The 24,706-nt window shown below is 44.3% G+C and carries 23 protein-coding genes; 12 read left to right on the top strand and 11 right to left on the bottom strand.

Annotation, left to right across the window (positions count from 1 at the left end):
- Positions 1-678: 678 nt before the first annotated feature.
- Entirely contained in the window at positions 679-1,764 is a 1,086-nt protein-coding gene (locus MKHDV_RS12950; RefSeq protein ID WP_160715955.1) for an aldose epimerase family protein, read from the bottom strand.
- A gap of 404 nt (positions 1,765-2,168) precedes the next feature.
- Here MKHDV_RS12950 and MKHDV_RS12945 point away from each other — a divergent pair, with 404 nt between their 5' ends.
- Both MKHDV_RS12945 and MKHDV_RS12940 read left to right on the top strand, forming a co-directional pair.
- Positions 2,169-3,350, top strand: a complete 1,182-nt coding sequence (locus MKHDV_RS12945) for an iron-containing alcohol dehydrogenase (RefSeq protein ID WP_160715953.1) — start codon at positions 2,169-2,171, stop codon at positions 3,348-3,350.
- Positions 3,351-3,562: 212 nt separating this feature from the next.
- On the top strand, positions 3,563-3,748 hold the full coding sequence (locus MKHDV_RS12940; protein ID WP_160715951.1) for a YodC family protein: 186 nt from the start codon (positions 3,563-3,565) through the stop codon (positions 3,746-3,748).
- 284 nt (positions 3,749-4,032) lie between these two features.
- Here the strand turns inward: MKHDV_RS12940 and MKHDV_RS12935 are convergent, their stop codons facing one another.
- The gene (locus MKHDV_RS12935) at positions 4,033-4,554 is read right to left on the bottom strand and encodes a transporter suffix domain-containing protein (RefSeq protein ID WP_160715949.1); all 522 of its coding nucleotides are present in this window, start codon (positions 4,552-4,554) and stop codon (positions 4,033-4,035) included.
- A gap of 242 nt (positions 4,555-4,796) precedes the next feature.
- Positions 4,797-5,456 carry a (Fe-S)-binding protein gene (locus MKHDV_RS12930; RefSeq protein WP_160715947.1) on the bottom strand — a complete coding sequence of 220 codons (660 nt, stop codon included), beginning with the start codon at positions 5,454-5,456 and terminating at the stop codon, positions 4,797-4,799.
- A gap of 310 nt (positions 5,457-5,766) precedes the next feature.
- On the opposite strand from MKHDV_RS12930, the gene MKHDV_RS12925 reads away from it, so the two are divergent.
- Positions 5,767-6,360: a DNA-3-methyladenine glycosylase I gene (locus tag MKHDV_RS12925; RefSeq protein WP_254060483.1), complete on the top strand. Its 594-nt coding sequence runs from the start codon at positions 5,767-5,769 to the stop codon at positions 6,358-6,360.
- 399 nt (positions 6,361-6,759) lie between these two features.
- Here the strand turns inward: MKHDV_RS12925 and MKHDV_RS12920 are convergent, their stop codons facing one another.
- From MKHDV_RS12920 to MKHDV_RS12905, 4 genes are all read right to left on the bottom strand, one after another.
- The gene (locus tag MKHDV_RS12920; protein ID WP_160715945.1) at positions 6,760-7,152 is read right to left on the bottom strand and encodes a hypothetical protein; all 393 of its coding nucleotides are present in this window, start codon (positions 7,150-7,152) and stop codon (positions 6,760-6,762) included.
- A 409-nt stretch (positions 7,153-7,561) separates the two neighbouring features.
- A complete protein-coding gene (locus MKHDV_RS12915) occupies positions 7,562-9,613 on the bottom strand; it encodes a DUF1365 family protein (RefSeq protein WP_160715943.1) in 2,052 nt (683 codons plus the stop codon).
- Positions 9,610-10,911: an NAD(P)/FAD-dependent oxidoreductase gene (locus MKHDV_RS12910; protein ID WP_160715941.1), complete on the bottom strand. Its 1,302-nt coding sequence runs from the start codon at positions 10,909-10,911 to the stop codon at positions 9,610-9,612. Before MKHDV_RS12910 ends, MKHDV_RS12915 begins: the two co-directional genes overlap by 4 nt.
- Positions 10,912-10,983: 72 nt before the next feature.
- A complete protein-coding gene (locus MKHDV_RS12905; RefSeq protein WP_160715939.1) occupies positions 10,984-11,496 on the bottom strand; it encodes a DUF2062 domain-containing protein in 513 nt (170 codons plus the stop codon).
- Between the two features lie 34 nt (positions 11,497-11,530).
- On the opposite strand from MKHDV_RS12905, the gene MKHDV_RS12900 reads away from it, so the two are divergent.
- The gene (locus tag MKHDV_RS12900) at positions 11,531-12,355 is read left to right on the top strand and encodes an SDR family NAD(P)-dependent oxidoreductase (RefSeq protein ID WP_160715937.1); all 825 of its coding nucleotides are present in this window, start codon (positions 11,531-11,533) and stop codon (positions 12,353-12,355) included.
- Positions 12,355-12,903 carry a DUF3833 family protein gene (locus tag MKHDV_RS12895; protein ID WP_160715935.1) on the top strand — a complete coding sequence of 183 codons (549 nt, stop codon included), beginning with the start codon at positions 12,355-12,357 and terminating at the stop codon, positions 12,901-12,903. The genes MKHDV_RS12900 and MKHDV_RS12895 overlap by 1 nt, the downstream gene beginning before the upstream one ends.
- Before the next feature lie 115 nt (positions 12,904-13,018).
- Here MKHDV_RS12895 and MKHDV_RS12890 read toward each other — a convergent pair whose 3' ends face one another.
- Positions 13,019-15,520 carry a DUF2237 family protein gene (locus MKHDV_RS12890; RefSeq protein ID WP_160715933.1) on the bottom strand — a complete coding sequence of 834 codons (2,502 nt, stop codon included), beginning with the start codon at positions 15,518-15,520 and terminating at the stop codon, positions 13,019-13,021.
- A 592-nt stretch (positions 15,521-16,112) separates the two neighbouring features.
- Entirely contained in the window at positions 16,113-16,322 is a 210-nt protein-coding gene (locus tag MKHDV_RS12885; protein ID WP_160715931.1) for an AlpA family transcriptional regulator, read from the bottom strand.
- A 297-nt stretch (positions 16,323-16,619) separates the two neighbouring features.
- Here MKHDV_RS12885 and MKHDV_RS12880 point away from each other — a divergent pair, with 297 nt between their 5' ends.
- Complete coding sequence (locus tag MKHDV_RS12880; RefSeq protein WP_160715929.1) at positions 16,620-16,802, top strand: hypothetical protein; 183 nt, start codon at positions 16,620-16,622, stop codon at positions 16,800-16,802.
- A 50-nt stretch (positions 16,803-16,852) separates the two neighbouring features.
- On the opposite strand, the gene MKHDV_RS12875 is transcribed toward MKHDV_RS12880, so the two are convergent.
- The gene (locus MKHDV_RS12875; RefSeq protein WP_216846926.1) at positions 16,853-17,107 is read right to left on the bottom strand and encodes a hypothetical protein; all 255 of its coding nucleotides are present in this window, start codon (positions 17,105-17,107) and stop codon (positions 16,853-16,855) included.
- A 177-nt stretch (positions 17,108-17,284) separates the two neighbouring features.
- Here MKHDV_RS12875 and MKHDV_RS12870 point away from each other — a divergent pair, with 177 nt between their 5' ends.
- The 4 genes from MKHDV_RS12870 (at position 17,285) to MKHDV_RS12855 (ending at position 21,590) form a co-directional block, all read left to right on the top strand.
- Positions 17,285-17,485, top strand: coding sequence for a hypothetical protein (locus tag MKHDV_RS12870; protein ID WP_216846925.1), 201 nt, complete (start codon positions 17,285-17,287; stop codon positions 17,483-17,485).
- A 69-nt stretch (positions 17,486-17,554) separates the two neighbouring features.
- The gene (locus tag MKHDV_RS12865) at positions 17,555-18,064 is read left to right on the top strand and encodes a phage regulatory CII family protein (protein WP_160715923.1); all 510 of its coding nucleotides are present in this window, start codon (positions 17,555-17,557) and stop codon (positions 18,062-18,064) included.
- A 5-nt stretch (positions 18,065-18,069) separates the two neighbouring features.
- Complete coding sequence (locus MKHDV_RS12860) at positions 18,070-20,760, top strand: toprim domain-containing protein (protein WP_160715921.1); 2,691 nt, start codon at positions 18,070-18,072, stop codon at positions 20,758-20,760.
- 386 nt (positions 20,761-21,146) lie between these two features.
- Positions 21,147-21,590, top strand: coding sequence for a hypothetical protein (locus MKHDV_RS12855; RefSeq protein ID WP_160715919.1), 444 nt, complete (start codon positions 21,147-21,149; stop codon positions 21,588-21,590).
- Positions 21,591-21,659: 69 nt separating this feature from the next.
- Here MKHDV_RS12855 and MKHDV_RS12850 read toward each other — a convergent pair whose 3' ends face one another.
- The gene (locus MKHDV_RS12850) at positions 21,660-23,012 is read right to left on the bottom strand and encodes a hypothetical protein (protein WP_160715917.1); all 1,353 of its coding nucleotides are present in this window, start codon (positions 23,010-23,012) and stop codon (positions 21,660-21,662) included.
- 127 nt (positions 23,013-23,139) lie between these two features.
- Between MKHDV_RS12850 and MKHDV_RS12845 the strand changes: the two genes are divergently transcribed.
- Together MKHDV_RS12845 and MKHDV_RS12840 are read left to right on the top strand one after the other, a co-directional pair.
- Positions 23,140-23,769, top strand: a complete 630-nt coding sequence (locus MKHDV_RS12845; RefSeq protein ID WP_160715915.1) for a hypothetical protein — start codon at positions 23,140-23,142, stop codon at positions 23,767-23,769.
- Positions 23,770-23,917: 148 nt separating this feature from the next.
- Positions 23,918-24,697, top strand: coding sequence for a hypothetical protein (locus MKHDV_RS12840; protein WP_160715913.1), 780 nt, complete (start codon positions 23,918-23,920; stop codon positions 24,695-24,697).
- The last annotated feature ends 9 nt before the right edge of the window (positions 24,698-24,706 follow it).

Raw genomic sequence — 24,706 nt, 5'->3', positions numbered from 1 at the left:
TGCATTTGAACTTGTTGTATAGAAAATGGAACATGCTTTAATGTTTTTGCGTTGTCACACTAAGAGGTTGAAGCATTTGTTCCATTCTATGTAAGTGCATTTCCAAATTATTGTCTGCTTTGAAACACATTAATCAACAATATGGAGTTGGGATTGAGATGCTTCAATTCACGTTAATGGCTCAATATCAACTGTAACCGTACCGATACAGTAAATATACCGTCTCGATGTAATGGCCTTGTCGGAAAAAATCAGGCTCATTTGTTATTGAAACGCCGGACTGTATGCAAATCATTTTCAGCAACCACAGGTTTTGTATGCTTGAAATGTAGATAGGAGGGCGCCAATGATACGTGATGTACTATGGGCAATCGTGACGGTTTGTTTTCTTGCGGCTGTCTTTTTTGCGGGGCTTGTAGCCTTATGGGTTCTTCCCTTTGTATTGTTATTTATGTTGTTAACTCGACGATATTAACATGTATAAAAACTACCGAGAATGCTTGGTAGCTTAGATTCTGACAATTCTGCTCCTTGCGGATTGTTTTAAAAAAGCCAAACTTTTGTATACCTATGTATACTTAAAGTTTGGCTTTTTATGGTGTTTTAGCAGGTGTGGTTTAATCTGTAATAAAGAGTCTGTCAGCAGTTTCAGCAATAGTGATCTCGCCGTGGCTGTTTTTATTTAACATTGCAGGTGGTAATGACTTTATTAAAAGTGAATTTAGTTTTCTGCGTATACGTATGCTCTGGTGTCAGTACTGTTGTAGGAAAATCTGGTCTGTTAGGTGAGTTAGGAAAGTGCTGCGTTTCAAATGCAATAGCTCCGTGTTTTGGAACCACAATTCCATCACGGTATTTTGTTTTACCATCCAGACTGTTGGCTGTGTACACATGAATTCCCGGTTCTGAAGTCGCAATGCTGATGCTGCGCCCTGAATCAGGGTGTGTGAGCATTGCCGCCAACCGTACTATTTTATCGTGATCTTTTGAAAGAACATATGTGTGATCAAATCCACCTGCAAAAATGAGCTGCGGATCTTTTTCGTAGAGCTTGTCGCCAATGACACTAGGGAGTGTCAGATCCATTACCGTATCTTCAACTGGTTGCGGAGCTTCGGGAGTCGGGATGCCTTCTTCATTTATAGGAAGATAATCATCAGCATGGACGGTTATGACGTGGTCTGAAATGGGAGAGCCAATGTTGCCGGATAGGTTGAAGTAGGTATGGTTTGTCAGATTGAGTACTGTAGGTGCATCTGTGAATGCTGAATAATCAATGGTTAGGGTGTCCATTGTGTCCAAAGTGTAGGCAATCTGTACAGAAACCGTGCCCGGAAATCCCATGTCTCCATCAGGAGAAATGTGCTGCATGACGACGGAAGCACTTTCTTCATGCTCAATAACATGAGCGCTCCAGACATATTTATCAAACCCTCGAGATCCGCCATGGATATGGTTTTTCCCGTTGTTCTGCTCGAGATGATAGGTTGTTCCCCCAAGCCGGAAGGATGCACCTTCAATTCTATTCGCATATCTGCCAACAATTGAGCCAAAGTGGTGGTTCTTTTTCAGGTAATCTTCTATCGAATCAAACCCTATTGTAATGTCACTTCTATTTCCCCCGCAGTCAGGAGTTGCTATCTTTAAGATGGTCGCACCGTATGTAATTAAGTCTACGGTTATCCCCTTGCCGTTATCAAGAGTATACCGCTCTATGATCTCTCCAGAGGGGGTAATCCCAAAAGAATCAATTGTTACCTTCATACTTCCTCCAAAAAGTGCTGCCGAACTATGACTAAGAGCGTAAACAAGGATTCGGTTAGGAGTAAGGATTTTTCTTTCAGAAAGGAACAACGCAATCTGTTACATGAATATAAACAATTTTGTGATAAATGTAACAAGGTCTGCGAGTGCTTGCTGGGTAAGTATATTTTGGGAACTAGAAAGGTATAGAATTCCAGCATGTTGTTTGTGAATAAAATTACATTCTTCTGTACTTATGCAGTTCTTTTAAAGTGTGAAATGTTCCGTACTGTGAGTAATACCTTTTTATTTGTGAGCGACAGCTTCCGTGTGTATTCATATACTACGACACAGGTTATCTGCTTCGCGGCGTAGCGAATGTAATAACAATTTTCATACACTGATACTTACTACGGAGATGTGAAATGGCTGTACGTGAACAAGTGAATGGATTCTATATTCCAAGTGTTACCTTATTAGGTATTGGCGCTCATAAAGAAATTCCTGCAAAAATTCGTACGTTAGGCGGCAAAAAGCCTCTCTTAGTTACAGATAAAGGGATTACAGCTGTCGGTATGACGCAGCAAATCGTCGATTTGCTTGCTTCAGAAGATATGGAATGTGTAGTTTTTGACGAAACAATTCCAAACCCAACAGACACAAACGTTCATGACGGCGTTGATGTATATCGTAAATCAGGTTGTGATTCTCTTATTACCCTTGGTGGTGGTAGTGCTCATGATTGTGGTAAAGGTGTAGGCCTTGTTGTTGCAAATGGTGGTAAAATTCATGACTACGAGGGCGTAGATAAATCTACTAAACCAATGCCTCCATATGTAGCGGTTAACACTACAGCTGGTACAGCATCAGAAATGACTCGTTTCTGCATTATCACTGATACCTCCCGTAAAGTTAAAATGGCTATCGTTGACTGGCGTGTAACTCCTACCATTGCTTTGGATGACCCAATGCTTATGGTTGGTATGCCACCATCACTTACTGCTGCAACAGGTATGGACGCTTTGACTCACGCTGTTGAAGCATACGTTTCTACTGCCGCAACTCCACTTACAGATGCATGTGCAGAAAAAGCAATTAAACTTATTGCTATACATCTTCGCGCTGCTGTTGCAAACGGTCAGGACATCGAAGCCCGTGACGGCATGTGTTACGCTCAGTACCTTGCAGGCATGGCGTTCAACAACGCAAGCCTTGGTCATGTTCACGCAATGGCTCACCAGCTTGGTGGTTTCTACGATCTTCCACACGGCGAGTGCAATGCTATCCTTCTGCCACACGTTGAAGAATTCAACTTGATTGCTAAGATGGATCGTTTTGCAGATATGGCTGTTTGGATGGGCGAAAATATTGATGGTCTCAGTGATCGCGAAGCTGCTCAGAAGTGCTTGAAAGCTATCCGTGAACTTTCTTCAGATGTAGGTATCCCTAAAGGCTTAAAAGCTCTTGGCGAACGTTACGGTAAGAAAGTAAGTTCAGCTGATATTCCAACAATGACTGCCAACGCACAGAAAGATGCTTGCGGTCTCACTAACCCTCGCTGTCCTACCGATCAGGATGTAATGGAAATTTACGAAGCAGCTATGTAATTAGCTCTCGATACAAATCGAAATATAAAGCGGAGGGATTTTCCTCCGCTTTTTTTATGACTATTGTAATGTATTCAATAGAGTGTATTCTTAAAGAGTGAACACTTGTATGAAGTGCGTATACATTATATGGTAGATGTAAATCTAATGATATGCATGCACGTAAGGGAAAGGTTTAGCGAGCAGGTCGGACTAAAATATCCGGAGGCACTATGAAATTTGTAGCTGGAGACATTATTCAGTTAAAATCCGGTGGACCGGAAATGACTGTTGTTAAATTTGATGCCGTAAAAGGGCTGGTTAGCTGCAGCTGGTTTGTAGGTAGAGAGTTAAAAACTGCGTTATTTCCTGTGGAAGCCGTTGGTGAATGTAAACTGTTCGTAGATGGTGCATATTAACGGAAAAAAGCCTTGTCGTTCGACAAGGCTTTTTTTGTTTACTTAGGAGTAGGTAAGTACGCTGAATAGGATAGAAAAAACTAGAATGGTAAGCACGATGTAACGTTCCATACGATTTTCTCCTTGTTGCGTTTGAAGATTCTTCTTCTTACCATCCAATATAGCATAAAAATATTACTTTTCAGTTACCAATAGTAATGATCACAAAAAAACTCTTACCGTATATGTCGGTAAGAGTTTTTTTACATCCTGATGGAAGGAATATGTCGGTTGGGAATATACCTTCATTTTTTATTAAAAGTGGCGTGCGCATTATGAACGAATAATGAATTTAACTTATCCCAAAAGTTACCCCCGAGCACAAACAAGCTGGCTAAAAAGAGAGCGTCACCCACTAGAGCCCATGTGAAATTTGATGGTGCAAGGTCAGGGAAAAGAGCAAAAAGATATGGAGCAATCCAACCGACAATTAGTGGAATGCTGAACATAATTAGACCGATTGAGTAACGAAATTTACTAACGTCTCGTGGTGGAGTGTAAGATTTAACAAATCTTGAAAGCTTTTCTTTAAGATACGCATAGCCGTTCTTTCCCATGACGGCGATTGCAGCTAAGCCACAGACCTCAGCAAGGCCAAGAAGGAGAGCGACAGTAGAAGCTGCCGCGGTCGTAGATAACTCAATGGCTGCCACGATGGGGATGCTGGTTAAAGGTAGAATGATACTGAACGCGAAAAGTCCAATGCCTAATTTGACATTCCAGTCTGGTTTCTGTGGCTCCGTCGCTTTTTCTTTGTGTTCTTGCATGTCCAACCTCCTCCTTCTTTTTTCTTATCCCCTTCATATTCTATTCTGCGGTGCGAAAAAGTCTATAGTTGTCTCGGAAAACAGCCGTTCTATCAAAAGGACGGCTGAGTTGTTATAACAAATAGAAAAGAAGTAAGTTTGATTGTGTCCGTAACGCTGTGGGAGGAATGCGGTATCTTCTTAGTCTTAATTCTTCCACGGAGGTTATATAGAATTGTTAGGCAAATGGACTGCGGCGTTCGTTAATGCTGGTCGATGTATTCCTGCAATTGTTCATGCCACTTTATGGTGTCATATGTCTGTGGTTCGGTTGTCTCATTCATTAAAAGGTCAATTAAGTGTCTTGGAGTTTTTCCTCCAATATGCAGAGCCTTAATGCAGGAAACACAGTATACACAAACGTTATCGCAAGGCATGGAATCCGCGCGCTTTGTCATCATGGTATGAACTTTTTCTACAGGAAATTTCGGATACAAATCATCACCACAGCAAGCAGAGCGTGTTCCGTGAAGTTTAGTTTCAACAACTTCGATATTCATTTTTTTTAGTAGATTTCGGACAGCTTGATGTACTTGAGTTTTTTCACGTACTGGGCAAGCATCATGCACAGATATTTTTAATCCCTGATAATTCGGGTAGGCAAACGAATCAAGGCTATCAATTACTTCCCATACTGACAGTGTTGATACCCCTTCGTATAGGCTGCTAAATCGATTATCGCAGCCTGCGCATACATTAATTATCACGGCCCCTTTTTCAACTTGCGGATCATGTCGGCAGCAGATTTTATGCAACGTCGTTTCGCGATAGTTTTTGTTCAGGAAATCTAGAATAGTGTTTTCCATTTCGGGTTTGTATATGCTTAACGCGCAACCGGGGTTGAAGTATGTTTTTGGATTCATATGTTTTCCTTTTTTTGAACTGTATAAGCGATGGCAGGCCAAACCAACAACCCGAATCTTGCTGGATGTAGAATAGGTTGAGATCTTTCTTTATGGGAAAGGGTTCAGTCTGTTTAAAGAAATTTATGAGAAATTGTTTAGCGTGACAGAAGAGAGTTCACGTACCGTTGGAAATCATTTTTCATGAGATAGCCCTTCCTAAGTTCTCTTCCGTGGCGGGTGCTATGTAATGCTTGCTTTGCAGAATTGAGTATATACAAATTGTATATGTTCTGGGAATGTTAGCATGGTTAAGTGATAGAAATAAGCAATGCGTAAAGGAGAAAGCTTTATGAATCGATGTGAATGGGCGAATTCTAACTCTTTAGATACGCAGTATCATGACGAAGAATGGGGTGTTCCCGTTCACGATGATCGCCTTCTTTTTGAAATGCTAATCTTAGAGGGGGCGCAAGCGGGTTTGAGTTGGACTACTATTCTCAAAAAGCGAGAAGGCTATCGAAAAGCCTTCGACAATTTTGATGCTAAGGTCGTTTCAAAATATACAGAGAAGAAAGTAGAACAGTTGCTGACGAATCCGGAGATTATACGGCATAAGCTTAAGATCAACGCAGCTATTGTAAATGCAAAGTGCTTTCTTGAAATTCAAAAAGAACACGGAAGCTTTGATCGCTATATTTGGTCTTTTGTGGATGGCAAAACTATCACCAACAAATGGGACTCCATGTCAGACTTTCCTGTCAGTACTCCTGAATCAGAAGCAATGAGTAAGAGTCTGAAGAAGAAAGGCTTTAAGTTTGTTGGGCCTACAATTTGTTATGCATATATGCAGGCAGTAGGGATGGTAAATGATCATACTGTCTCATGTTTTAGATATTCTGAAGTGAAGAAGTTACAAGGTTAGGTACGTAGTAGTTTAATTTTCGGTCTGATATTTTTCGTAGATAAAGGGCTTCGGAATATTTTGAAATTTATTTGGATCTGTTAAGATATTTCGTGATTAATAGGCATAAAACAACACCCTAATCCTGTATGGATTAGGGTGTTGTTTTCATATTGGTGAAGACGGGGATATCTGTCTGAGGCCTTACAACTTATCCACTGTAGTGATTTGTTACTGGCTTGGAAGTATAAAAGACGACTCGTAGTCGTCTAGAATTTTTTTTTGGTTAAACTTTAACGAAAAATTAGATCGTAAAAAAAGCGAGTAGGATCTTCAAACCGAGCTTGCGCATAGAATTTTAGACCTTTGAACAGTTAGAGTAAAGTAATCTTGAGTGAAATGGCAGGAGTTCATTCTGTCTTAATCACAGCGCTCCTCGAGGATTGTGGTTTGACAGATGTAGCATCCAAGAACAGAGGCAACTGCTCCTAGAATAATGCCTACGTAGACAACAGTGTATGAATAGTTATCAGAAGCTGCTTTGTATAAAGAGAGGGTTGCGTTCAATACCACGACAGAAGTCATTATATTAAACATTGCTTTGATTGACGACCTAGGAACTACCTTTAGGGAGAAAAACATTGCTGCATAGGCACTACAGGCTGACATGGCAGAGTTAATGGCGACAGTTGTCCATAATATACCTGTAGTCTGGTAAATAGCGTTTCCAAGAAAGGTTCCTGCTCCCACAAATAGTAGTAAACAAATGAAGTAGGATGGAAGCGCAATGAGAATTGCTCCGACAGTGTACATGGCGTTCCTACTCAAATATTGAAGCAACAAGCCCAAGTAGCATCATTAGGGCAATTGGTGAGTAGCAAACAATAGCTGGTAACCAGTAGCCATCAGCAATACCAGCATAGATCGGCACAATAGAGTAAGTTGCAGGAAAGACGAAGAGACCAAGGAATGCCCCAACGGCTCCAACTTGTGCATAAAGGTATTGTGAAACTAAAAAAAAATCCCCAAAGACCTACTCCAATATATAAAATTGAAAGTGGTCCAGATAATAGACGTCCAAGCATTAACAGTCTCCCATTTTTGTCTGTAAATATTTACTAATGATGTGTGTGTCAACTATCTCCCAATGAATAAAGAAAGGTAAGATGCTGTTTAATGGGCGACGTGCGTTAGTTGCTATTCGTTTATTATGTCAAACCAGTTACTCCGACGAGGGGCGTGAGAGGACAATAAGCAGGTCATTAATATGCCCTTGGAGAAAGCCAGCCTCACAGATAGCAAGATAGTAATTCCATGTGCGTAGGAAGTAATTGTCAAAGCCTAGCGGTGCAATGGACTTCCATGAGGCGTTAAAGCGTTGTCTCCATTGATTGAGAGTGTTGGCGTAGTGCAGCCCTATAGCGTCCACCTGTTGAACGGAAAGCGTGGTGCTGTCTGAAGTAACCTCGCAGATTCTTGCAAGAGAAGGAAGTTCTCCGCCGGGGAAGATGTGCTTTCGTATCCAGTCTACGCTCCAGCGGTAGTGATTGTACTGGGCATCCTGAATAGTGATGGTCTGAATGACAGCCACGCCGGAAGGTTTAAGCAACTTGTCGATTTTGCAGAAGTATTCTTTATGAAAATTGTGACCAACTGCTTCAAGCATCTCAATAGAAACGATCTTGTCGTACTGTTTTGAAATATTGCGATAATCTTGTAGGCGGATATCTACCAAATGCTCCAGTTGGGCATCTTTAATACGTTTGGTTGCATAGTCGTATTGGTCGCGAGAAAGGGTGATACCTGTGATGCGACAGCCTCTTTCGCGCGCGGTTTGCTCGGCAAAGCCGCCCCATCCGCAACCCATTTCAAGCACATGATCATCAACACCGATATTAGCTTTGTCAGCCAATATTCTGTTCTTGCGAAGTTGCGCCGCTTCCAGATCTTCCGCGACGTCGTAGGGATCAAGAAACACTGCGCTGGAATACGTCATGGTGGGGTCGAGAAATTGCTTAAACAGCTCGTTAGAAAGATCATAATGTGCGGTAATATTTTCTTTGGAGCCAGCTTTGTCGTTCTTTGGTGCCTTTTGATGGCGATACCGTTGCATGGCCCCAAAAAGTTTTGCCTGAGTATTAGTTAACAGATTGCGGGTGCGTGTATGCACCTGACGGTTTTCAAGCAAGAAACGAATCAGTTTGACTAGATCTGAGGAATCCCACAATCCTTGTGCATAGCCTTCACCAAGCCCTATATTACCATTGAAGGCGGACATACTGAAAAATTTATCTGAATGAATAGTGAGATCGGCTGCTGTGTTCGTATGCTGCTCACCAAAGTGTTTGGTTGTGCCATCAGGCATGGTTAAGATTAGCTGTCCATGCTGCATCCGTTTCAGAAAGTTGAGCACTAACTTTTGAGCAAGGCGGTCTTTAAGTTTGGGCTGAGTGTTATGGCGTATGGTCATAGTACTTACTGGGGCTTGCTTAGGGTAATAACGTATGCCTTTGCCAAAATGAATTTTACCCGCTTCCCATAATATTCTAGGAATTGTGATGTGCGCTGTAAGCGGCCTACTGAGCGCTGTAGTTAACAGTGCTTTATCACTGAGCGGAACGCGGCGTTCTTCGGTGAGGTTGGCCTCAAAAAATTTTTTATCGTCATGAAAGAGCCCGACGGTGACATCCAGTTGTTTACGGATATCTTCAAAGGAAAAATGGTACTCCCCCGTGAGATCCATGAAAGGGGAGACGTGAAATTTCTTGGGGCTGCGGTATTTGGCTGGAAAGAAGGTGCTGCTGTTAGCGCTTAGACCGTCAAACTGTTTTGCGTTTGTAAGATCTTGGGGAATTCCAGTTCCAACTAATGGGTATACGTGTTTTTCTCCAAAGGTATTGTTCACCTCTGCCATGCAACCAAGCAGATTCCCTTCGCGAAAAATCCAGTAAAAGCAGACAGGATTAAAGGCATAATTCAAAAAACGAGCGGAGGTCACCAGATAGACAGTGTCCTCAGGCAACAGCTTCATATTTTGTTCTGCGAGCAAGCAGGTAAGTTTTGTTCGTATCCCTTCTGCCCCTTTTTCGAGATAGTCTTTGTCGTAAAAAGAGGCGAGGCGCAGGTTGTTGTATCCGAACAATGAGAGCTTGTTGTCGAGCTTTGGTAACTCGTCAATGTCGAGCATGTACGTATATAGCGGGTAGGCAAACGAGTGCTGTTTTGGAGCAAACCGCTTATGGCGTACCCTGCATGAAATGAGGCAACTGTTCACAGTGACTCTCCAAAGTGCTCTGCTACACGGGCACCTGATTTCGCACCATCTTCATGAAAACCATAACCTTGATATGCGCCGCAGAAGAATGTTCTGTTTACTCCGTTCAGTGTAAGAAACTTTTCTTGAGTTGCCATTGCCTTGAGCGAATATTGGGGATGAGCGAATTGTAAATCTTTGAGCAGGGTGTTGGGCGCAGGCTCCCGTACTGGATTCAGCGTTACAACATACTCTTTATTTGCTGTGATATTTTGTAGCCGGTTCATATGATAGCTCACGCCTACAGAGGTGTTCTGAGTACGTTTAGGATCGCGGATAAAGTTCCATGATGCTCTTGCGGCAACGCGTGGCGGTAGAAAGTTTGCGTCTGTGTGCAGAACTACGCGGTTGTCTGTATACCGCCATGGTGAAAGCAGTGTCCTTTCCTGTTCGCTAGGGTCTGTAAGAAGTCGTAAGGAAACATTCGCATGAGTAGCCAGCACAACGGCATCAAATGTTTCCATACCTTTGTCGGTGACGATCTGAACACCATCCTCAAGACGGGTGACAGATGACACGGGAGAGGAGGTGCGTACTTCTCCTGAGAACTGTTGCTTAAACGCTCGTACGTAGGTGTCACTGCCGCCTTTCACAAAATACCACTGTGGGCGATTTCGATGATCAAGTAGCATGTGATTTTCAAAAAAACGTACTAGTGCTTCGGCGGGGAACATATGTGTATCGCCTTCTGGAGCGGACCAGATGGCTCCTGTCATGGGGAGGAGGTAGTTCTCTTCAAAATATTTGTCATACCCTTTTTCTGTTAAGTACTCTCCAATGGTTTTTCCGGCCAATGCTCCGGTTTGCAAATCGTGTTTTGCTTCAGCACTGAACCGGTTAATGCCTTTGAGCATCCGCCAGAATACAGGGGAGAAAAGGTTGCGCTTACGGGCGAGCATGCCACGTATGCCTGTCCCCGCATACATGAACCCTGTTTCGGGGTCATGGAACGCAAAGGACATGTTTGATTTGGCTTTTTTCACCCCAAGGTTTTTGAGAAATGCAGTAAATGTTGGGTAATTGGGATCGTTAAAAACAATAAATCCCATATCGATAGGTAATTCACTTTCAGGCGCAGAACCTTCTGAAAGAGGTACTCGGGCGGTGTAGGTGTGTCCGCCAAGCTGAGGTTCCTTCTCAAAAAACGTTACATGGTTATGCCGTGAGATAAGATGCGCCGCGATAATGCCAGATATACCGCCGCCAATAATGGCCACACGGAGTGCACCTGAAGTGTATTCGATGGTTTGATGAGACATGCCCTAACCATACTACAGTAAATATTTTATGGGAAGTTAGGGATATTGTTCGGGGAAACGTTTCAGTGCTTCTTAGAGCATTTTAGGTGACGCATTTTTTTGCATCATGCGTTTAAGAAGATGTTTGGTAAGAAAATAGCAGGCGGGTCCCACAACAATCCATGTCACAATCCAGCCTAGAATAGCGTGCAATAACGGTATCCCCAAAATTGAAAACGAGCCGATTGGGTCGGTTACAACAATGGTGATAATTTTTGGTACTGAAGTTTCAAAATGGGGGAGGCCGAGCAGCGTTTCCCCTAGCCGTAGAAAAGGTATCATCAAGAGGTACTGAAGAAGGTTGAACACAATGCTTATGCCACTGGTGATGGCCTTATTGCAGCGAAATAGCCACGCGAGCAGTAGTGCCATGAGGGGGTTGGTTGCAATCTGAGGCCATGAGGCGGAAACAAGACCAAGTATGCAGGCCAGAGTGACCTTGGGCAGCGATGTTCCAAGGGTCAGTTCACGCATAATAGGTTCACGTACTTTGCGACGCCAGAAGCGTACTGGCCAGCTTGGCCTATTGGGTTCAGTAGAAGGCATGAAGATACCATAACCTTTTTTAAACCAAAAAAATATGCTACAGATTGGAGAGTGTCTTTACTATTCTGAACTAAGGGGCGCGGCGATGCAGCATGTGCAGACAATTTGGCTGACTGGTGCCACAAGCGGTATTGGGGAGGCTTTAGTGTCACGGTGTCTTGCAGGTGGAAAACGTGTGGCCATTACTGCTCGCAATGTGCAGAAACTTTATGACATGGCCAACAGGCTTAATGCTGGAGATCAGCTCGTACTTGTTCCGGCAGATGTCAGCAATGAAGAGGAACTTCAACAGGCGTATGAGCGCGTTCGTGAGATAATGGGTGTACCTGATCTGGTCATGGCCAACGCCGGCACGCACCTTAATATGCCCGCCAGTAAAATTACACTGGAAAAATGTCGTCACCTTTTTGAGGTGAATCTTTATGGAAGTGTGGCAACGTTGCTCGTGGCCTTACCGGATATGTTGGAGCGCGGTAGCGGGCATCTGGTGGGAGTTGGCTCCCTGTCTTCTTACCGTGGCCTCCCTTTGGCCGCTGCGTACGGGGCAACCAAATCCGGACTGAACAATTTTTTGCAGAGTCTCAGGTTTGATGTGGAAACCTACGGTCTGACGGTTACCGCTGTGAACCCGGGATTCGTAAAAACACCGCTTACAGATTTGAATGCTTACCCTATGCCGTTTATCATAAGTTCAGAGCGGGCAGCAGAGTATATCTGGAAAGGGCTGGCAAAGAAAAAGATGGAGATTCATTTTCCGCCGATCTTTTCATGGTCCTGCAAGCTGTTGCGAATTTTGCCTTACCCTGTGTACCACGCGCTGGTGCGGCGCATAACCGGAAGTCGAAACAGGAGAGGATGATGAGTAAACTTCTTTTACCGTTATGCGCCATGATGCTTGCGGGGTGCTCAAATATCCCTGCCAAGGACAACGCCGCTGGGGGGCACCCCTTTGTGCTGGAAGAATTTTTTGTTGGAGAATTGGGAGCCCATGGTGTGATTCTTGGACGTGGGGGTAAGGTGCGTCGTTCATTTAATGCTATTATGCGTGGTGAATGGCATGAAGAAGAAGGCGTTTTGAAAGGCGTGCTTACAGAAGAATTTGTTTTTGATGACGGTGAAGTGCTTCAGCGACGTTGGGAGTTTATCCGTGTGGGTGAAGGTCGTTTTGAGGGCATCGCATCAGATGTGGAGGGTCTGGCGACGTTGGAAGTATCCGGCAATGCCCTGCGTATGGACTACGCACTGATGGTACCTGTGCGTGACAGATCACTCACCGTACAGGTGGAGGACTGGCTGTGGCGTATGGAACCTGATGTTGTGGTGAATAAAAGTACCATGCGCAAGTGGGGTTTTCGACTCGGTGAAATAATTACCACTATTGTGCGTAAGCCCGCTGTCAGTCCGTAGGCCTTGAGTATTGAATGACAGGCAGGAAGAAGCTTTTTCAATGATTGAAAAGTGGCGTGAATTATGAAGTGGACATAGAAGTCGCTTCATTAGATGCTCTTGAGTTTTTTGTAGATCATTTTTCTTCTTGTTTGGCCTCATGTGCTTTCAGGTCTTTCAGTCGGATGTAGCGTAGTGCTTCCTCATGTGTGGCTTCAAGGATAACAGGTGGAGCCACATTGGCTTTGCGTGCTTCTTCCCAGCGCAGAGCACATAAACACCAGCGGTCACCCGGCACAAGGCCGGGAAAGTCCATATCTCGTGACGGACTGATAAGATCATTCCCTTGTGAGAGGGAGAATTCAAGAAACTCCTGCGTAACAATGGAGCAGACTGCGTGGCAACCACTGTCCTGCGGTTCGGTATCGCAGGAGCCACGACGGAAGAAGCCTGTCATAGGTCGCATGCAGCATGTCGCAAGCGATCCACCGAGTACATTCTTCGCAGTGCTAATTTTCTTTTCGTCGTCTTTTGTCTCTTCTATGATTACCAGTCCGCGAAAACCATCCACCATCAGTTGATCACCAGTCTGGATGTGTGAGGTGACGTCTGGAATACCTGTGACACATGGAATACCATATTCTCGGGCAATAATGGCTCCATGCACCAGCATGCCACCCCGTCGTTCTACTATGGCAGCTGCCATAGGAACTACAAAGGTCATGTTAGGGTCCAGTGCGTTGCATATTAAAACTTCCCCTTTTTGAAAGGTAAACAGGTCTTCCGGAGTGCTTACCACCCGTGCTTGGCCAAACGCAATTCCCATGGCCGCAGCCCATCCGTTGAAGCGTTGTTTATGACTTTCAGTGCTATCCTGCCCATTCCATGAAAGACCTTTCGGTGTGTGTTGCTTGGCTTCCGGCTTGTCGTTGTTTTTCGGGCGGATGCCACAGGCTTTGGCAAGCTCTAACGCTTCGTTATAACGAGCTTGAATTTTTCCAAGGTACAAGTTGTCATCATCACGCAGGCGGTACCCCACGCGGGCAAGGTTCAATACGGAGGTGGCAAAATCTCGCTTTTTTGACGGAACTGCATCTAAAAATGCATATTCCAGTGTTTTTGCCCGTTGTAGTGGCGCAGGGTGCGGAGAATCCGGCGTGTCCTTTAAGGTCAGACGTATAATTCCCCACGGGCCTTCGTTGCACCATGATGTGTTGCATGACAGGTCACCAAACCGTTCCATAAACTCATTGAGCAGAGTTGAGTAGCATCCCTTTTCCGGTAATATGTTGTTCCGAAGATTTTCTGCCAATTGGTCGTCCTTTTTGACTAACAGGGCAAGCTCTTCAATCATGGCGTTTCTGTCCAACGCCAAGAGGTGTTGCCCTGAAAGTAGCGTAGTGAACTCAAAGGGATCTTCGGGGGCGATTGTGTCGTTGTAGAGCATGCCAAACTGTCGCACTGTGTGAGCAAATGGGATGAGCTTATGCCAGTAGACATCCCGCCAATGGGTCAACAGGTCGTTGCGGCGGGCAAGCTCTTTTTCCAACTCCTCGCAGGACAGGACATTCAAGTCGATATTTTTCATGGCATCGCTATCTTCTGTCATGCCAGGGAGGATTTCACTTTCTATGTGCTCGCGAAGGTCTTCCAAATTTTTGTGGCTTCTGGTGAGACTAAGGTACCATGGACGTTTGTCATCAGCATCCCAGCCGTGAGCGTCTGATTCTGCAAATGTAGTGATGGGACGGGATTGCAGCACGGTAATGCCCTGATCCGTGGCAGTCCATTCAATGTCCTGCGGACTACCAAAAAATTGCTCTAAACGGGACCCGAGGTGGTAGAGTTCATCAATCAAGTAATCAGAAAGAACTACCTTTACTTCGTTTCCCTCTTGTCTTTTGCGCAGCAGCTGTTTTCCGTTGTCTCTACCAAGAAATAGCCTTTCTGTATCCCTGCTGTCATCCACCACTTCGCTGGCCGGCCCGTGCACGGCCTCTATCGTCATACGTGATTCGTCTGTTGGATCTCTGGTGAAAAGCACACCGGAGGTATGTCCCGGTATCATGGCTTGCAGAATAATCCCCATGGCAGAGCTTTTGGCATTAAGTCCCATTTCCTGCCTATACAGCACTGCACGATCTGTCCAGAGAGATGCCCAGACCTGCTGTACGGCTTTTAATATAGCCTCGTCGCCGGAAACATCCAGTACGGAGTCATGAACTCCGGCGTGAGAGAAACCTGAGTCTTCATGCAAAGCGCAAGAGCGGACGGCTAGCGGCGCTAATCCAAGGTGATGGTGTACAGCTGTTAAAAGTGGCTTAGCAATGTCTGTGGGCATAGGGTGACGCAGAAAGCTGTTACGTAAGGCCAGTGATGCATCCCAAATTTCTTCCCAACGTAGGATTCTTATATCTGCTTTTGCCAGTGCGTGTATCTGGTCTGTCAGCTTGTGCTGTTCCACAAAGTACGTATAGGCCGCAGGGGGTAAAAAGAGGGTGGGTGGTACGGTAAAGCCATCACGAGCAAGTCTCTGCAAATTGATGACTTTTCCACCGGAGCCGGAGGGGACGTCAGTGCCCGCATAAGGGGTTACTAGAATGGGGGATATTGCTGTGGATGCGGATGACTGTGACATAGGTTCTCGTAGGGTTTGGGTGAAAAATATCGAGTTACCTGAGATTGTTGCACCTGTTGGATAGACAATCTCGCAGTATCATATCACATCATCAGATAATCTGAATGATCTTTGCTTTATTAGTAAGAAGAGCGCGCGCCGCTTTGTTTTTTTGGATGCTGAGAGGTTGTGTCGCGAGGTGAAGAAAGGCTTCATGAGGGGGATGGCTTAGTAGTGTGTCCACAAGCTTGACGCGAGGTCAGTGAATATTTCCAGATAATGGTATCATGGAATTGTTAGTGAACTTAGCGAATGAAATGTATTGAAAGGAACTGGGCAATAAAAAAAGGGTTTCAGAAGATTTTGAAATCTACTGAAACCCTTTAAAAGTACCTCATGGTGGAGGCGGCGTCCATCGAACTGTAGGGTTAACATGTTGATTTTTATATTTTAAAGTTTGGAGTTGTAAGATGTGCCCCCAAAATGTGCCCCCAAACGGGGCGGGTTGTAATGAAATTGCATGGTGGCACAGGGAGTTTTTCGGCTCAAAAAAAGCCTGTATGGAAGATCATACAGGCTTTTTGTTTTTGTGCAGGCAATGTGTTTCTTGGCGTTACGTTACCAGTTGGCGAACTGCGTTTTCTACTTCTTCTTTTACCCAGAAAGCGCTGCGTCCTAGTTTTCTGGGTTCTGGAAATTTTCCTGCTTTTACATAACGCCAAAGTGTTGTCTTGCTGACTGGGAGAATTTCTTGAACCTGAGAGAGCTTTAAGAGTTGGATGCTGTATTCCGGCGAACTTTGTGGAGTTGAGTGTGCATGCATTTGCGTCTCCTTAGTCTATTTGTGTGGATAAGAGTAAGCCCCGCCTATCTTCCATCAGCGGGGCTTGTTTAGGAGTTGGCACAGATTGTTTTGTTTATGTCTTACTTGAGTGTAGAGTAGGGATTCGATCCCTATATGTCAATAGGGTTTTAGGGAGAAAATCCCGTTAAGCCTATTTCACGAGTGAAATGGAACTCCCTAGACGTTTCAATATCTTTGGTTGACGCGCGTAAAGCCGCAGAGTATCGGCGTAGAATGAGCGTAGAACAAAAAAAACATATTTTGGCGGGGACATGCATGAAAGAACTCGATGCAATCAGTGAGATTTATAAAGCTATCTCGGCAGTGCGTTTTTGCGCAACCAATGCACCGCTAGGCATGGGGGATATTTTGTTTGATCAATGCGAACGGTTGGAGGTTGCTTTAACAGCAATTGAACAGCAGGAAGCAGCTTCTTTAGCACAAGAGAAGCGCCGGTAGTAAACACGATAATAAAGAAAAAGCTCGAACCGTAATGGTTCGAGCTTTTTCTATTTCTGGTTAAATTCTTTTTCGACGTGCCAGAGCAGGGTGGGCAGATCTGTGCCCAGGACTTGCGCTATTTGGTAAGCTTCATGGATTGCAATCTTTCGGGGTTTCTTCTTTCCTTCCACTCCACGAACACTCCTCCATAGTCTCCCTCCATCTGGTGGACCGAATGCGCGTCTGCCAAATTCGTTATGTGAAATACCTATTTCATCTATTTTTTCACATACCACATCCACAAATTTCTTCTCAAAAGCCATGCTATTCTTCATTCCTTCTTTGTATGGGAATTTTTTCCCTAAGAAAAGTATAAAAAAGTCCCTTGACTAAAACGGGAAAAAATCCCTAACTTAAGCCGCATGAAAACACTAGCTTATGAAAAAAACATTGAGCGGCTTAAGGCAAGGTTTAGAACTTTCTCAAATGTGGCCCGTTACATGCGGATGGATATTCGCCATTTCCGCTATCAGCGACGCACTCCTAACAAGTTTGGGATGCATCGGGTTTCGCAGGCCATAAAGATATTGCGTCTTCGCACACTGCTTAACGTGCTTTGCGAAGAATACGGCATTACCCGCAAAACAATGGCTGAAGCCATGCGCAAAGCAGATGCCCGCATTATGTCCGGCAAGTCCTAACTACGGGCTTAGTCTAGGTTCTTTCACATTTTTCACACAGTTTTATGTCTTACTCTTAGGAGAAATATTATGAACGCTACTTACCCAGACGGCTCTATGGTTAGAGATAACAACTACGCACTGCATAACATTGGACCGGAGGACGCATTTAAGCTTGCGCTCGAGCGCTCCGGAATGACTTGGCAGAAACTTTCAAAAGCAATGGGCTGGGCAGAGTCTCACACAAAGCGTGTGTTTAGCCTGGAACGTTACTTTCCTACTTATGAAGATTTGCCAAAGTTTTGCAGCACAGTTGGCAATATGGTGATCATCAACTGGTTGCAGGTTCAGGCTATGCAGTACGGCATGGAGCATAAGCATGGTGATGTAGATTGCCAGAGCCTAGTTTTTAGAATTGGTAAACTTTTTGGAGAAACAAGTGACGTTGGACAAGAAGCACAGATCGCAGTTGCAGACGGCGTGCTGGAGCCGAAAGAGCTGCGTCGCATTATCGGAGAATTGAACGATGTGGTGAACACCTCGCTAGATATGATCGCAGATTTGCGTGAGCTCGAGCGAAAGCTGAAAACGGAGCCGTAAAGCTTATGACGGGTGTACCTCCTACTCAAAAATACAATGTAAGCGCGGATGTTATTGTCCGCGCCTTACTGGCTGATGCTCGGTTTAACCTTCAGATTAAGGGCGGCTACCTGCGTGGCGGCCCTTGTCCTGAATGTGGAAAGAATGAACTGTTTACTAGCATGGAAAAGCCTTGGATTTTAAAATGCAGCCGAGAAAATAGATGCGGGTGGGAAGAAAACACCATTGAGCTGCTTCCGGATCTGTTTGCTGACTTTGCTAAGAAATATAAACCAACAGAAGAAGAACCTAACCGTACTGCGGATGCCTACCTAGGGCTGCAGCGCGGGTTTGATCTTTCCAAGATTCGTGGCTGGTATGAGCAGGAGGCATTTCAGGATAGATCGAACGGACGGATGTATTCTACGATTCGCTTCTATTTGGACGAGGCAAAACGCACTTACTGGCAGCGATTAATCGACCCAGATGAGGGCGTGAAAAAAGCGCGCTTCCAAGGGTCCTACAAAGGGCAGGTGTGGACGCATCCAGATTTTACGCTTGAAGAAGGCGAGCGCTGCATGGTTGTGGAAGGAATTTTCCACGCCATTGCTTTGCATCATAAAGATATTAAGGCTGCAGCTGCACTTTCCTGTGTTAATTTTCCTGATGCTTTTATTGAACAGCACAAGGGAAAACGCATTCGTTGGACGATTGCCCTGGATGGGGACAAGGCTGGAAAAAAATACGCCAAAGCGCACATGAAAAAGCTGCACGCAATGGGCGAAAAGTGCGAGGTGTTGCTGCTTCCGGAAGGGCAGGATTGGGATGATCTTTACCGCGCTGGGAAGATAACAAAACGGTTTATAGACTACTGCCTGTACAATGGCAGATTGTTTTTGTCTGAAACGGTGAACGAAAAGGCGTACCACTATTATGCACGGAAACGCAGCCGGCGGTTCATTTTGGATTTCGACAACATGCTGTTTAGCATTAAGGTTGATGCCAAACTGGACAAAGAACTTTACGCCATTGCGGCCAACACCGAAGACGACGGCGACGAAAATAAAGACGACATAGCACTGTTTGAACTGGCGTTGCTTTCACCCAGAGGTAAAGACTTGTTCTACAGTTTTTGTGATGTGGATAAAGCCTGTAGCGTTGTGCCTGAGTTTTTGTACATGGAATACGATGAGGTGATGGATGAACAGTTTTATGTGTTCAAAGTGCGCTACGGCAACGGCTCTAAAGAAAAGATAATCTCCCTTGAAGGGACGAGTATTTCCAGCCCCGATGCCTTCCATAAAACATTACTCAGCAAAACCAACGGCGGCACCTTTTATGGTGACTCCCGTTGCCTTAAGATTTTGTGTGAGCGCTGGCTGGATGATGATATGCTTACTGTCTCCTCCATACCGTTTGTGGGCTACCATAAACAGTTGGGGGCATACGTGTACCAGAACCACGCCTACAGCAACGGTAAAGAAATACCGCTTAACGATCATGGTTATTTTCAGCTTGGTAAGCAGGGCATTAAAACAAGTCTCTCCGGTGTAAGTGTAAATACCAGTGGCAGCTTTTCTCCGGATTGGCTGGAGAACTACGTAAAGGTGTTTAACTGGCAGGGACTGGCCTTGCTTGCGTACTGGCTCGGCACTCTTTTCGCGCAGCAGATCCGCGCGGAGCAGAAGACCTTTCCTTTTTTAGAATTCACCGGCGAGCCTGGTGCAGGTAAATCTACCGCACTTGAGTTTTGTTGGAAGCTTGTGGGGCGCGACGACTACGAAGGCTTTGACATTATGAAAGCTTCGATGGCGGGACGCAGGCGTGCGTTTAACCAGTTATCCAACCTTCCTGTTGTTCTTATTGAATCAGACCGCGACGGCGGCGATAGGGACGCAAAAGCACGGCAGCTGAACTGGGACGAGCTCAAAGCATTCTACAACGGTCGTAGTACCGGTACGCTTGGCATAGCAAAGCGTGGTAACGATGTTGAAGAGCACCAGTTTCAAGCATCGTTAGTAATAAGCCAGAACGCAGAAGTGGACGGCAGCGAGGCGCTGCTGCAGCGCATAGTGCACTGCCATGTGGATAAGCGACACCATAAGGCAGGAACAAGAGATTTAGCCCGATGGTTTGAGAGACAGACCTCCGACACAGTCGGCGGTTTTTTGCGTGCCGCCCTGCAGAACGAACAGAAGATTTTGAAGACTTATTTTGAAGCCTTCGCCCGCCTAGAACAACAATACACATCAACAGACCTAAAGTTAGAGCGTGTGGTTAAGAACCATGCGCAAATTGCTGCCTGCGGCTACGCACTGGCAGAACTCTTCCCCGCCATGACGCAGGAACGCTGCCAGAAGCTTACCCAGTATCTTTATGAACGAGCAACAGACAGGGAAGACCGCCTTGCTGCAGATCATCCGCTAGTCGCTCAGTTCTGGGAAACCTATCAGTACCTGAATGAGGAAAGATCAACGAGTGCAAAGGATGGCTGGTTGAACCATAGCAACGAACCAACACGTATTGCTATTAACCTTAACCAGTATCGCGATCTTTGTGTTTCTAACGGACAGGAATTGCCGGATATGAAGGCGCTGAAAAAGCTTCTTCAGAATTCAAGAAAGCATAAGTTTTTATCTAAATCAGAATCAATCTATAGCCCCCATTTGAGCAAAACAATCAGATGCTGGGTGTTTGAATGTAACTATTTCAAATAGTTGTATATACACGCATATGTGCGTGCGCGTTAGGAATAAGGACTACGTCCTCTTCTGTTGAAAGCGGAAAAGTGTGAGATCGGTGAGGTTTTAAAAGAAATGTATATAATTACCTAATAATATTAATTTAAATTCTTAAAAAAAGAGTGAGAAAAATGTGAGAACTTGTATGAATCTCACACAATTTTCATAGAGAAAAGTGTGAGATTTCAAAAAATTAATATACTGATTTTATTGAATTAATACATTTGTCATTCAATATCTCACACTTTGTTGTGAGGTGTTAATGTTAATAAAAACAGATTGTTATGTTTTTAAAGCTATAGACCTCACTCCCTCACACTTTTCCGCGGCAGGTCGAGAAAAAGTGAAAAAAGGAGATGAACATGAATCAGGTAAAAACAGTCGATACCGTGGACAAAATGCTGTTGGAAAGAATTGCGAAAGAGTGGAAGGTGTATACGGATGGTTACCTGTTGGCACCACAAAATGTGATGGATATGCTGCACTGGGTAGATGTTGTTCATGGAAGGTCTGAAGGGCATTGGCCTGAGCATTGGAGCGTTCAGTTTTTTTGGGATAGAGTAGAAAAGATTGGATTGGAGAATATTGATGTTTCGCCTAATCCAGATCGAATAGCCATTAGCTTGAGCCAGTTCAGGGACAAGTGCAGAGCTAATGGACTGGGAGACCCCCCGATCAATTTGTTGCGAACATATCTTAAAGAGTCAAAAGATCCTGCTTATATTGAAAACAATATTCCGGTGAAAAGCAGAAGAAGCGGTAAGCGAGTTGTTTGTTGGTTGTTCCATCCTAAAAAGGAAGAGTAGTTAAAAAGAGTCCCTCCCCAACGACTGTTGAGGAGGGACTTTGTATTTGTAGATCCGTCTGGTGAATTGCTAGCGGCGATACCTGTTACGTAACGCAAAACCAAGCAGGGTGGCTTGGAAGGTTATTAGGGCTTGCCAGAAGAGTTGAAGGAAACGTGGCCAGCTTCCAGACACAGGAGTTCTGGTGGCAAGAGGGATGTAATCTAGCCCCTGTTTAGCAATACTAGCCACTTCTATTCCCGAGGCAGGCAGAGGTAGCTGGGATAAATAAGAAAAAAGTAGCGGCGTAAGAATGAAAATAAGTAGCCAGCATGAAGCTTTTCCAACGCTCTCACCGTAGTCACTAAGCAGTCTGTATAGTCGCAATATAAGCCATTCTATAGCGGTTCCTTCCGTGAATAGCTTTTTTTCACAAAAGTATTTTTCCCAGTAGTGCCAGTCTGATGCAAGAAGTCGTGCCTCATCGTCTTGAGCGCGTTTTTTTAGCCTTCGGTATAAGTCTTCACGTTCTTTAAATTTTTCTTTTTTGGTAATTGTACGCAAGTTTAGAGCAGTGCTGTCCGAGATAACACTGCGTTTTTGCTTTTGAGGGAAAGAACAGTTTATAAATTCAAGTCGTTTGAGGTGGTAGGCGGTGAAGCTTAAGTGATTAAATGAACAGGCGTCAAATAATGCAGGAGCATCAATATATATTTCTAGTGTATCAAGTGAGTTGATGTCGCAGCCTTGGATGTGTATTGGAGCATTTATGCTATAGGCGAAAGATAGTTGGTCAATTGCTAAATTTGATAGCGTTAATTCAGCATCTTTGTTTGGGGAATCCAGAATAAAGTATATACTTTCGACGTGATATTTTATTTCTTTACTGATGATAGAGATTGTAGGGAAGGAGAAGTCTTCCATAGCAAATGTAAGGTTTTTAAAATCTTGTTCAATATAAGCAAGTACCCCAGTGCCAAGGTCGCTGTCTATAAATTCTATATCTTGCGTGAGGTCGTTATAGCCCAGTAGCGTCCCGAGTGCTAATGTACAGTTAGTGAAGTAAAGTGAGTTTGAAAATGTGCAGTTAAGGATTTTAAAACCGAGGCTTGTTGAAATTTTATTGAAGATTAAGTTTTCAGAAAATTGGCAATTGGAGAAAGCAACAGATCCGTGAAATGTTGAATAGGAAAGTTGTATGGTTTTGAAAATTTTTTCTTTAAGTTTTAGGGAAGCTGTAAAAATTGATCCTTCTAAGTTAACACAACCATCTTGAGTCTTGATTTTGTAATCAACGTAGCGTTCAATTATGTGCTCATTCATCCACTTATGCTCTGCCGGAGCATGAAATAAGCAGTATTCTTCTCCTGTTTCTGGGTCTGTCCAGACGATATTTACGTCCTCACACCAATTTCCATATTCCTCTCCCTTACAACACGCCATAAAGCATCTCTCCCCGTTTCCTAACGTTTCAATTTGTTTAGCAATCGTGTAAAGGGAATTCAAGTGGTGTGAAGACTAACTTACAATTTTCATTAATTCTTTTTTCACATCACTCAAGGGAGTGGATGTGAAAAAAGAGGAAGTTTATAGCTTTGTACTCAATCACTATAGAAAAATTGCGAAGTGGCTCTTCCTATTAATTGGAGGAACATTTTTGGGCTTAGCTTGGGCGGACAAGGGCGATTCTGTTTCGAATATGATGCTTGTTTTGCTAACGGCTGTAGCTGTTGGGCTTAATATCGAGGCACTACGTGAAGCGCGGCGAGTTAGGGCTTGGGAAGCGAATAAGGATCTGCTGCTTGGGCTTAAGAAAGAGCTAGTTCAAGTTCATAAAATCTATGAGCAGCAGCTTGAAGTAGAAGAGTATCAAGAATATTTGAGTGGTGTTCAATCGCAGGATGACCAAGAACCCGAAATGGAAAAGCCAGAGGACGTTGCAGATTGGAGTCCTGTTGTTAAGCTGAATGATAGACTTAATGGTGTGCTTTTTGTGTTTGCAGAGGTGTTACCAGCTGAAGTGGTTAATAGTGCTCGAAAGTATGTTGAAGATTCAAAAGAGCTTGATAGAGATGTTGATGATGGGGCTTTTTATGGATGCCAACTCTATGACGAGGCTTTAAAACAGATATGTGATTTAGAGAAAGAGATATCGCTTTTGATACGAAAGTTATCTGGCGTAGACGCATTGAAGCTTTAAGCTAACATTACTATATCCTTCCCCCGATCTCTTGATGAGGTTGGGGGAGTTTTTTATTTCCGACCAATTCACTCATCTATTTAGAATAGCTTAACATCTGTTTCCTGCGGTGCTATGAGGTTTCACCGTGCAATTAATGGGAGGCAGCATGTTGTTTGATCGCATAAAAGGAATTTGGTGTCGTCAGCCAGATAGGGTTGGGTGCAAAGGAGGGCAGCAGCCTCTATGGAAAAGGTTCCACGTACAGGCAGCGTTTGCTGTTGGCGGGATTGCTCTGGCACTGGCCTTGGTAGATCATTACTGCTTGGAAAATTCGTATTTAGATTACATTGCTGGCCTTGTAACGGAGTTTGCCGGTGTTGCCGTTACTATTCTGTTAGTAGACATGGCGCTTGAGCAGCGTAGTAAGAAAACAGAAGTGCGGCGTATGGCTGATGAGCTGTTGTTTCAGGTGGATTACTTAGTGTGGATCTGGCTGGGGGGAGACAGAGTTTTTAGCTATCCAGAGATGATGGCATTACTCGACAGCGTTAAGAATGAAGATATTCTGCATGCTACTACAGAAACGCAGTTTCAGAATTTTGGAAACGAGGCTGGGAAGATCCTGCGTATTCAACTTGAGATGGTGAAAACAAATAAAGATCTAAAAGCAGCTTTGGAAAAACTGGAACGCTTGGCAAGTGTTCGAGCGTCACATGCTTCCATGTTACCTATTGAGTTGCGTGGCTTAATTTTAGAAGCCTTGGGTTCTTTAGATTGTGTACTTAAATATACCGAAAATGATTCTACCACCCCTTGGGATTGTAAAGAGTATACGAGCCTAAAACAAAGTAGCGAATACTATCAGTATTACCGTTATACAGGGATGTTCGATCCTGCCCTTGAAGTAAGCAAAAGAGTAGGCGAAGAATTAAAATTTGCTAGCTAAAACTATCAC

The organism is Halodesulfovibrio sp. MK-HDV (assembly GCF_009914765.1).
Lineage (GTDB): Bacteria > Desulfobacterota > Desulfovibrionia > Desulfovibrionales > Desulfovibrionaceae > Halodesulfovibrio.
Note: the sequence above shows the minus strand (reverse complement) of the source record. Positions and strands in the feature narration are given on the sequence as shown.

What these genes read in the sequence shown, in the direction of transcription:
- MKHDV_RS12840 (WP_160715913.1), top strand. Translation starts at nt 23,918, where the DNA reads ATGTTGTTTGATCGCATAAAAGGAATTTGGTGTCGTCAGCCAGATAGG.
- MKHDV_RS12880 (WP_160715929.1), top strand. Translation starts at nt 16,620, where the DNA reads ATGAAAGAACTCGATGCAATCAGTGAGATTTATAAAGCTATCTCGGCA.
- MKHDV_RS12900 (WP_160715937.1), top strand. Translation starts at nt 11,531, where the DNA reads ATGCTACAGATTGGAGAGTGTCTTTACTATTCTGAACTAAGGGGCGCG.
- MKHDV_RS12950 (WP_160715955.1), bottom strand. Translation starts at nt 1,764, where the DNA reads ATGAAGGTAACAATTGATTCTTTTGGGATTACCCCCTCTGGAGAGATC.
- MKHDV_RS12885 (WP_160715931.1), bottom strand. Translation starts at nt 16,322, where the DNA reads ATGCATGCACACTCAACTCCACAAAGTTCGCCGGAATACAGCATCCAA.
- MKHDV_RS12875 (WP_216846926.1), bottom strand. Translation starts at nt 17,107, where the DNA reads ATGGCTTTTGAGAAGAAATTTGTGGATGTGGTATGTGAAAAAATAGAT.
- MKHDV_RS12895 (WP_160715935.1), top strand. Translation starts at nt 12,355, where the DNA reads ATGAGTAAACTTCTTTTACCGTTATGCGCCATGATGCTTGCGGGGTGC.
- MKHDV_RS12905 (WP_160715939.1), bottom strand. Translation starts at nt 11,496, where the DNA reads ATGCCTTCTACTGAACCCAATAGGCCAAGCTGGCCAGTACGCTTCTGG.
- MKHDV_RS12930 (WP_160715947.1), bottom strand. Translation starts at nt 5,456, where the DNA reads ATGAATCCAAAAACATACTTCAACCCCGGTTGCGCGTTAAGCATATAC.
- MKHDV_RS12925 (WP_254060483.1), top strand. Translation starts at nt 5,767, where the DNA reads ATGCGTAAAGGAGAAAGCTTTATGAATCGATGTGAATGGGCGAATTCT.
- MKHDV_RS12850 (WP_160715917.1), bottom strand. Translation starts at nt 23,012, where the DNA reads ATGGCGTGTTGTAAGGGAGAGGAATATGGAAATTGGTGTGAGGACGTA.
- MKHDV_RS12865 (WP_160715923.1), top strand. Translation starts at nt 17,555, where the DNA reads ATGAACGCTACTTACCCAGACGGCTCTATGGTTAGAGATAACAACTAC.
- MKHDV_RS12920 (WP_160715945.1), bottom strand. Translation starts at nt 7,152, where the DNA reads ATGTACACTGTCGGAGCAATTCTCATTGCGCTTCCATCCTACTTCATT.
- MKHDV_RS12860 (WP_160715921.1), top strand. Translation starts at nt 18,070, where the DNA reads ATGACGGGTGTACCTCCTACTCAAAAATACAATGTAAGCGCGGATGTT.
- MKHDV_RS12910 (WP_160715941.1), bottom strand. Translation starts at nt 10,911, where the DNA reads ATGTCTCATCAAACCATCGAATACACTTCAGGTGCACTCCGTGTGGCC.
- MKHDV_RS12855 (WP_160715919.1), top strand. Translation starts at nt 21,147, where the DNA reads ATGAATCAGGTAAAAACAGTCGATACCGTGGACAAAATGCTGTTGGAA.
- MKHDV_RS12890 (WP_160715933.1), bottom strand. Translation starts at nt 15,520, where the DNA reads ATGTCACAGTCATCCGCATCCACAGCAATATCCCCCATTCTAGTAACC.
- MKHDV_RS12945 (WP_160715953.1), top strand. Translation starts at nt 2,169, where the DNA reads ATGGCTGTACGTGAACAAGTGAATGGATTCTATATTCCAAGTGTTACC.
- MKHDV_RS12935 (WP_160715949.1), bottom strand. Translation starts at nt 4,554, where the DNA reads ATGCAAGAACACAAAGAAAAAGCGACGGAGCCACAGAAACCAGACTGG.
- MKHDV_RS12870 (WP_216846925.1), top strand. Translation starts at nt 17,285, where the DNA reads ATGCGGATGGATATTCGCCATTTCCGCTATCAGCGACGCACTCCTAAC.
- MKHDV_RS12940 (WP_160715951.1), top strand. Translation starts at nt 3,563, where the DNA reads ATGAAATTTGTAGCTGGAGACATTATTCAGTTAAAATCCGGTGGACCG.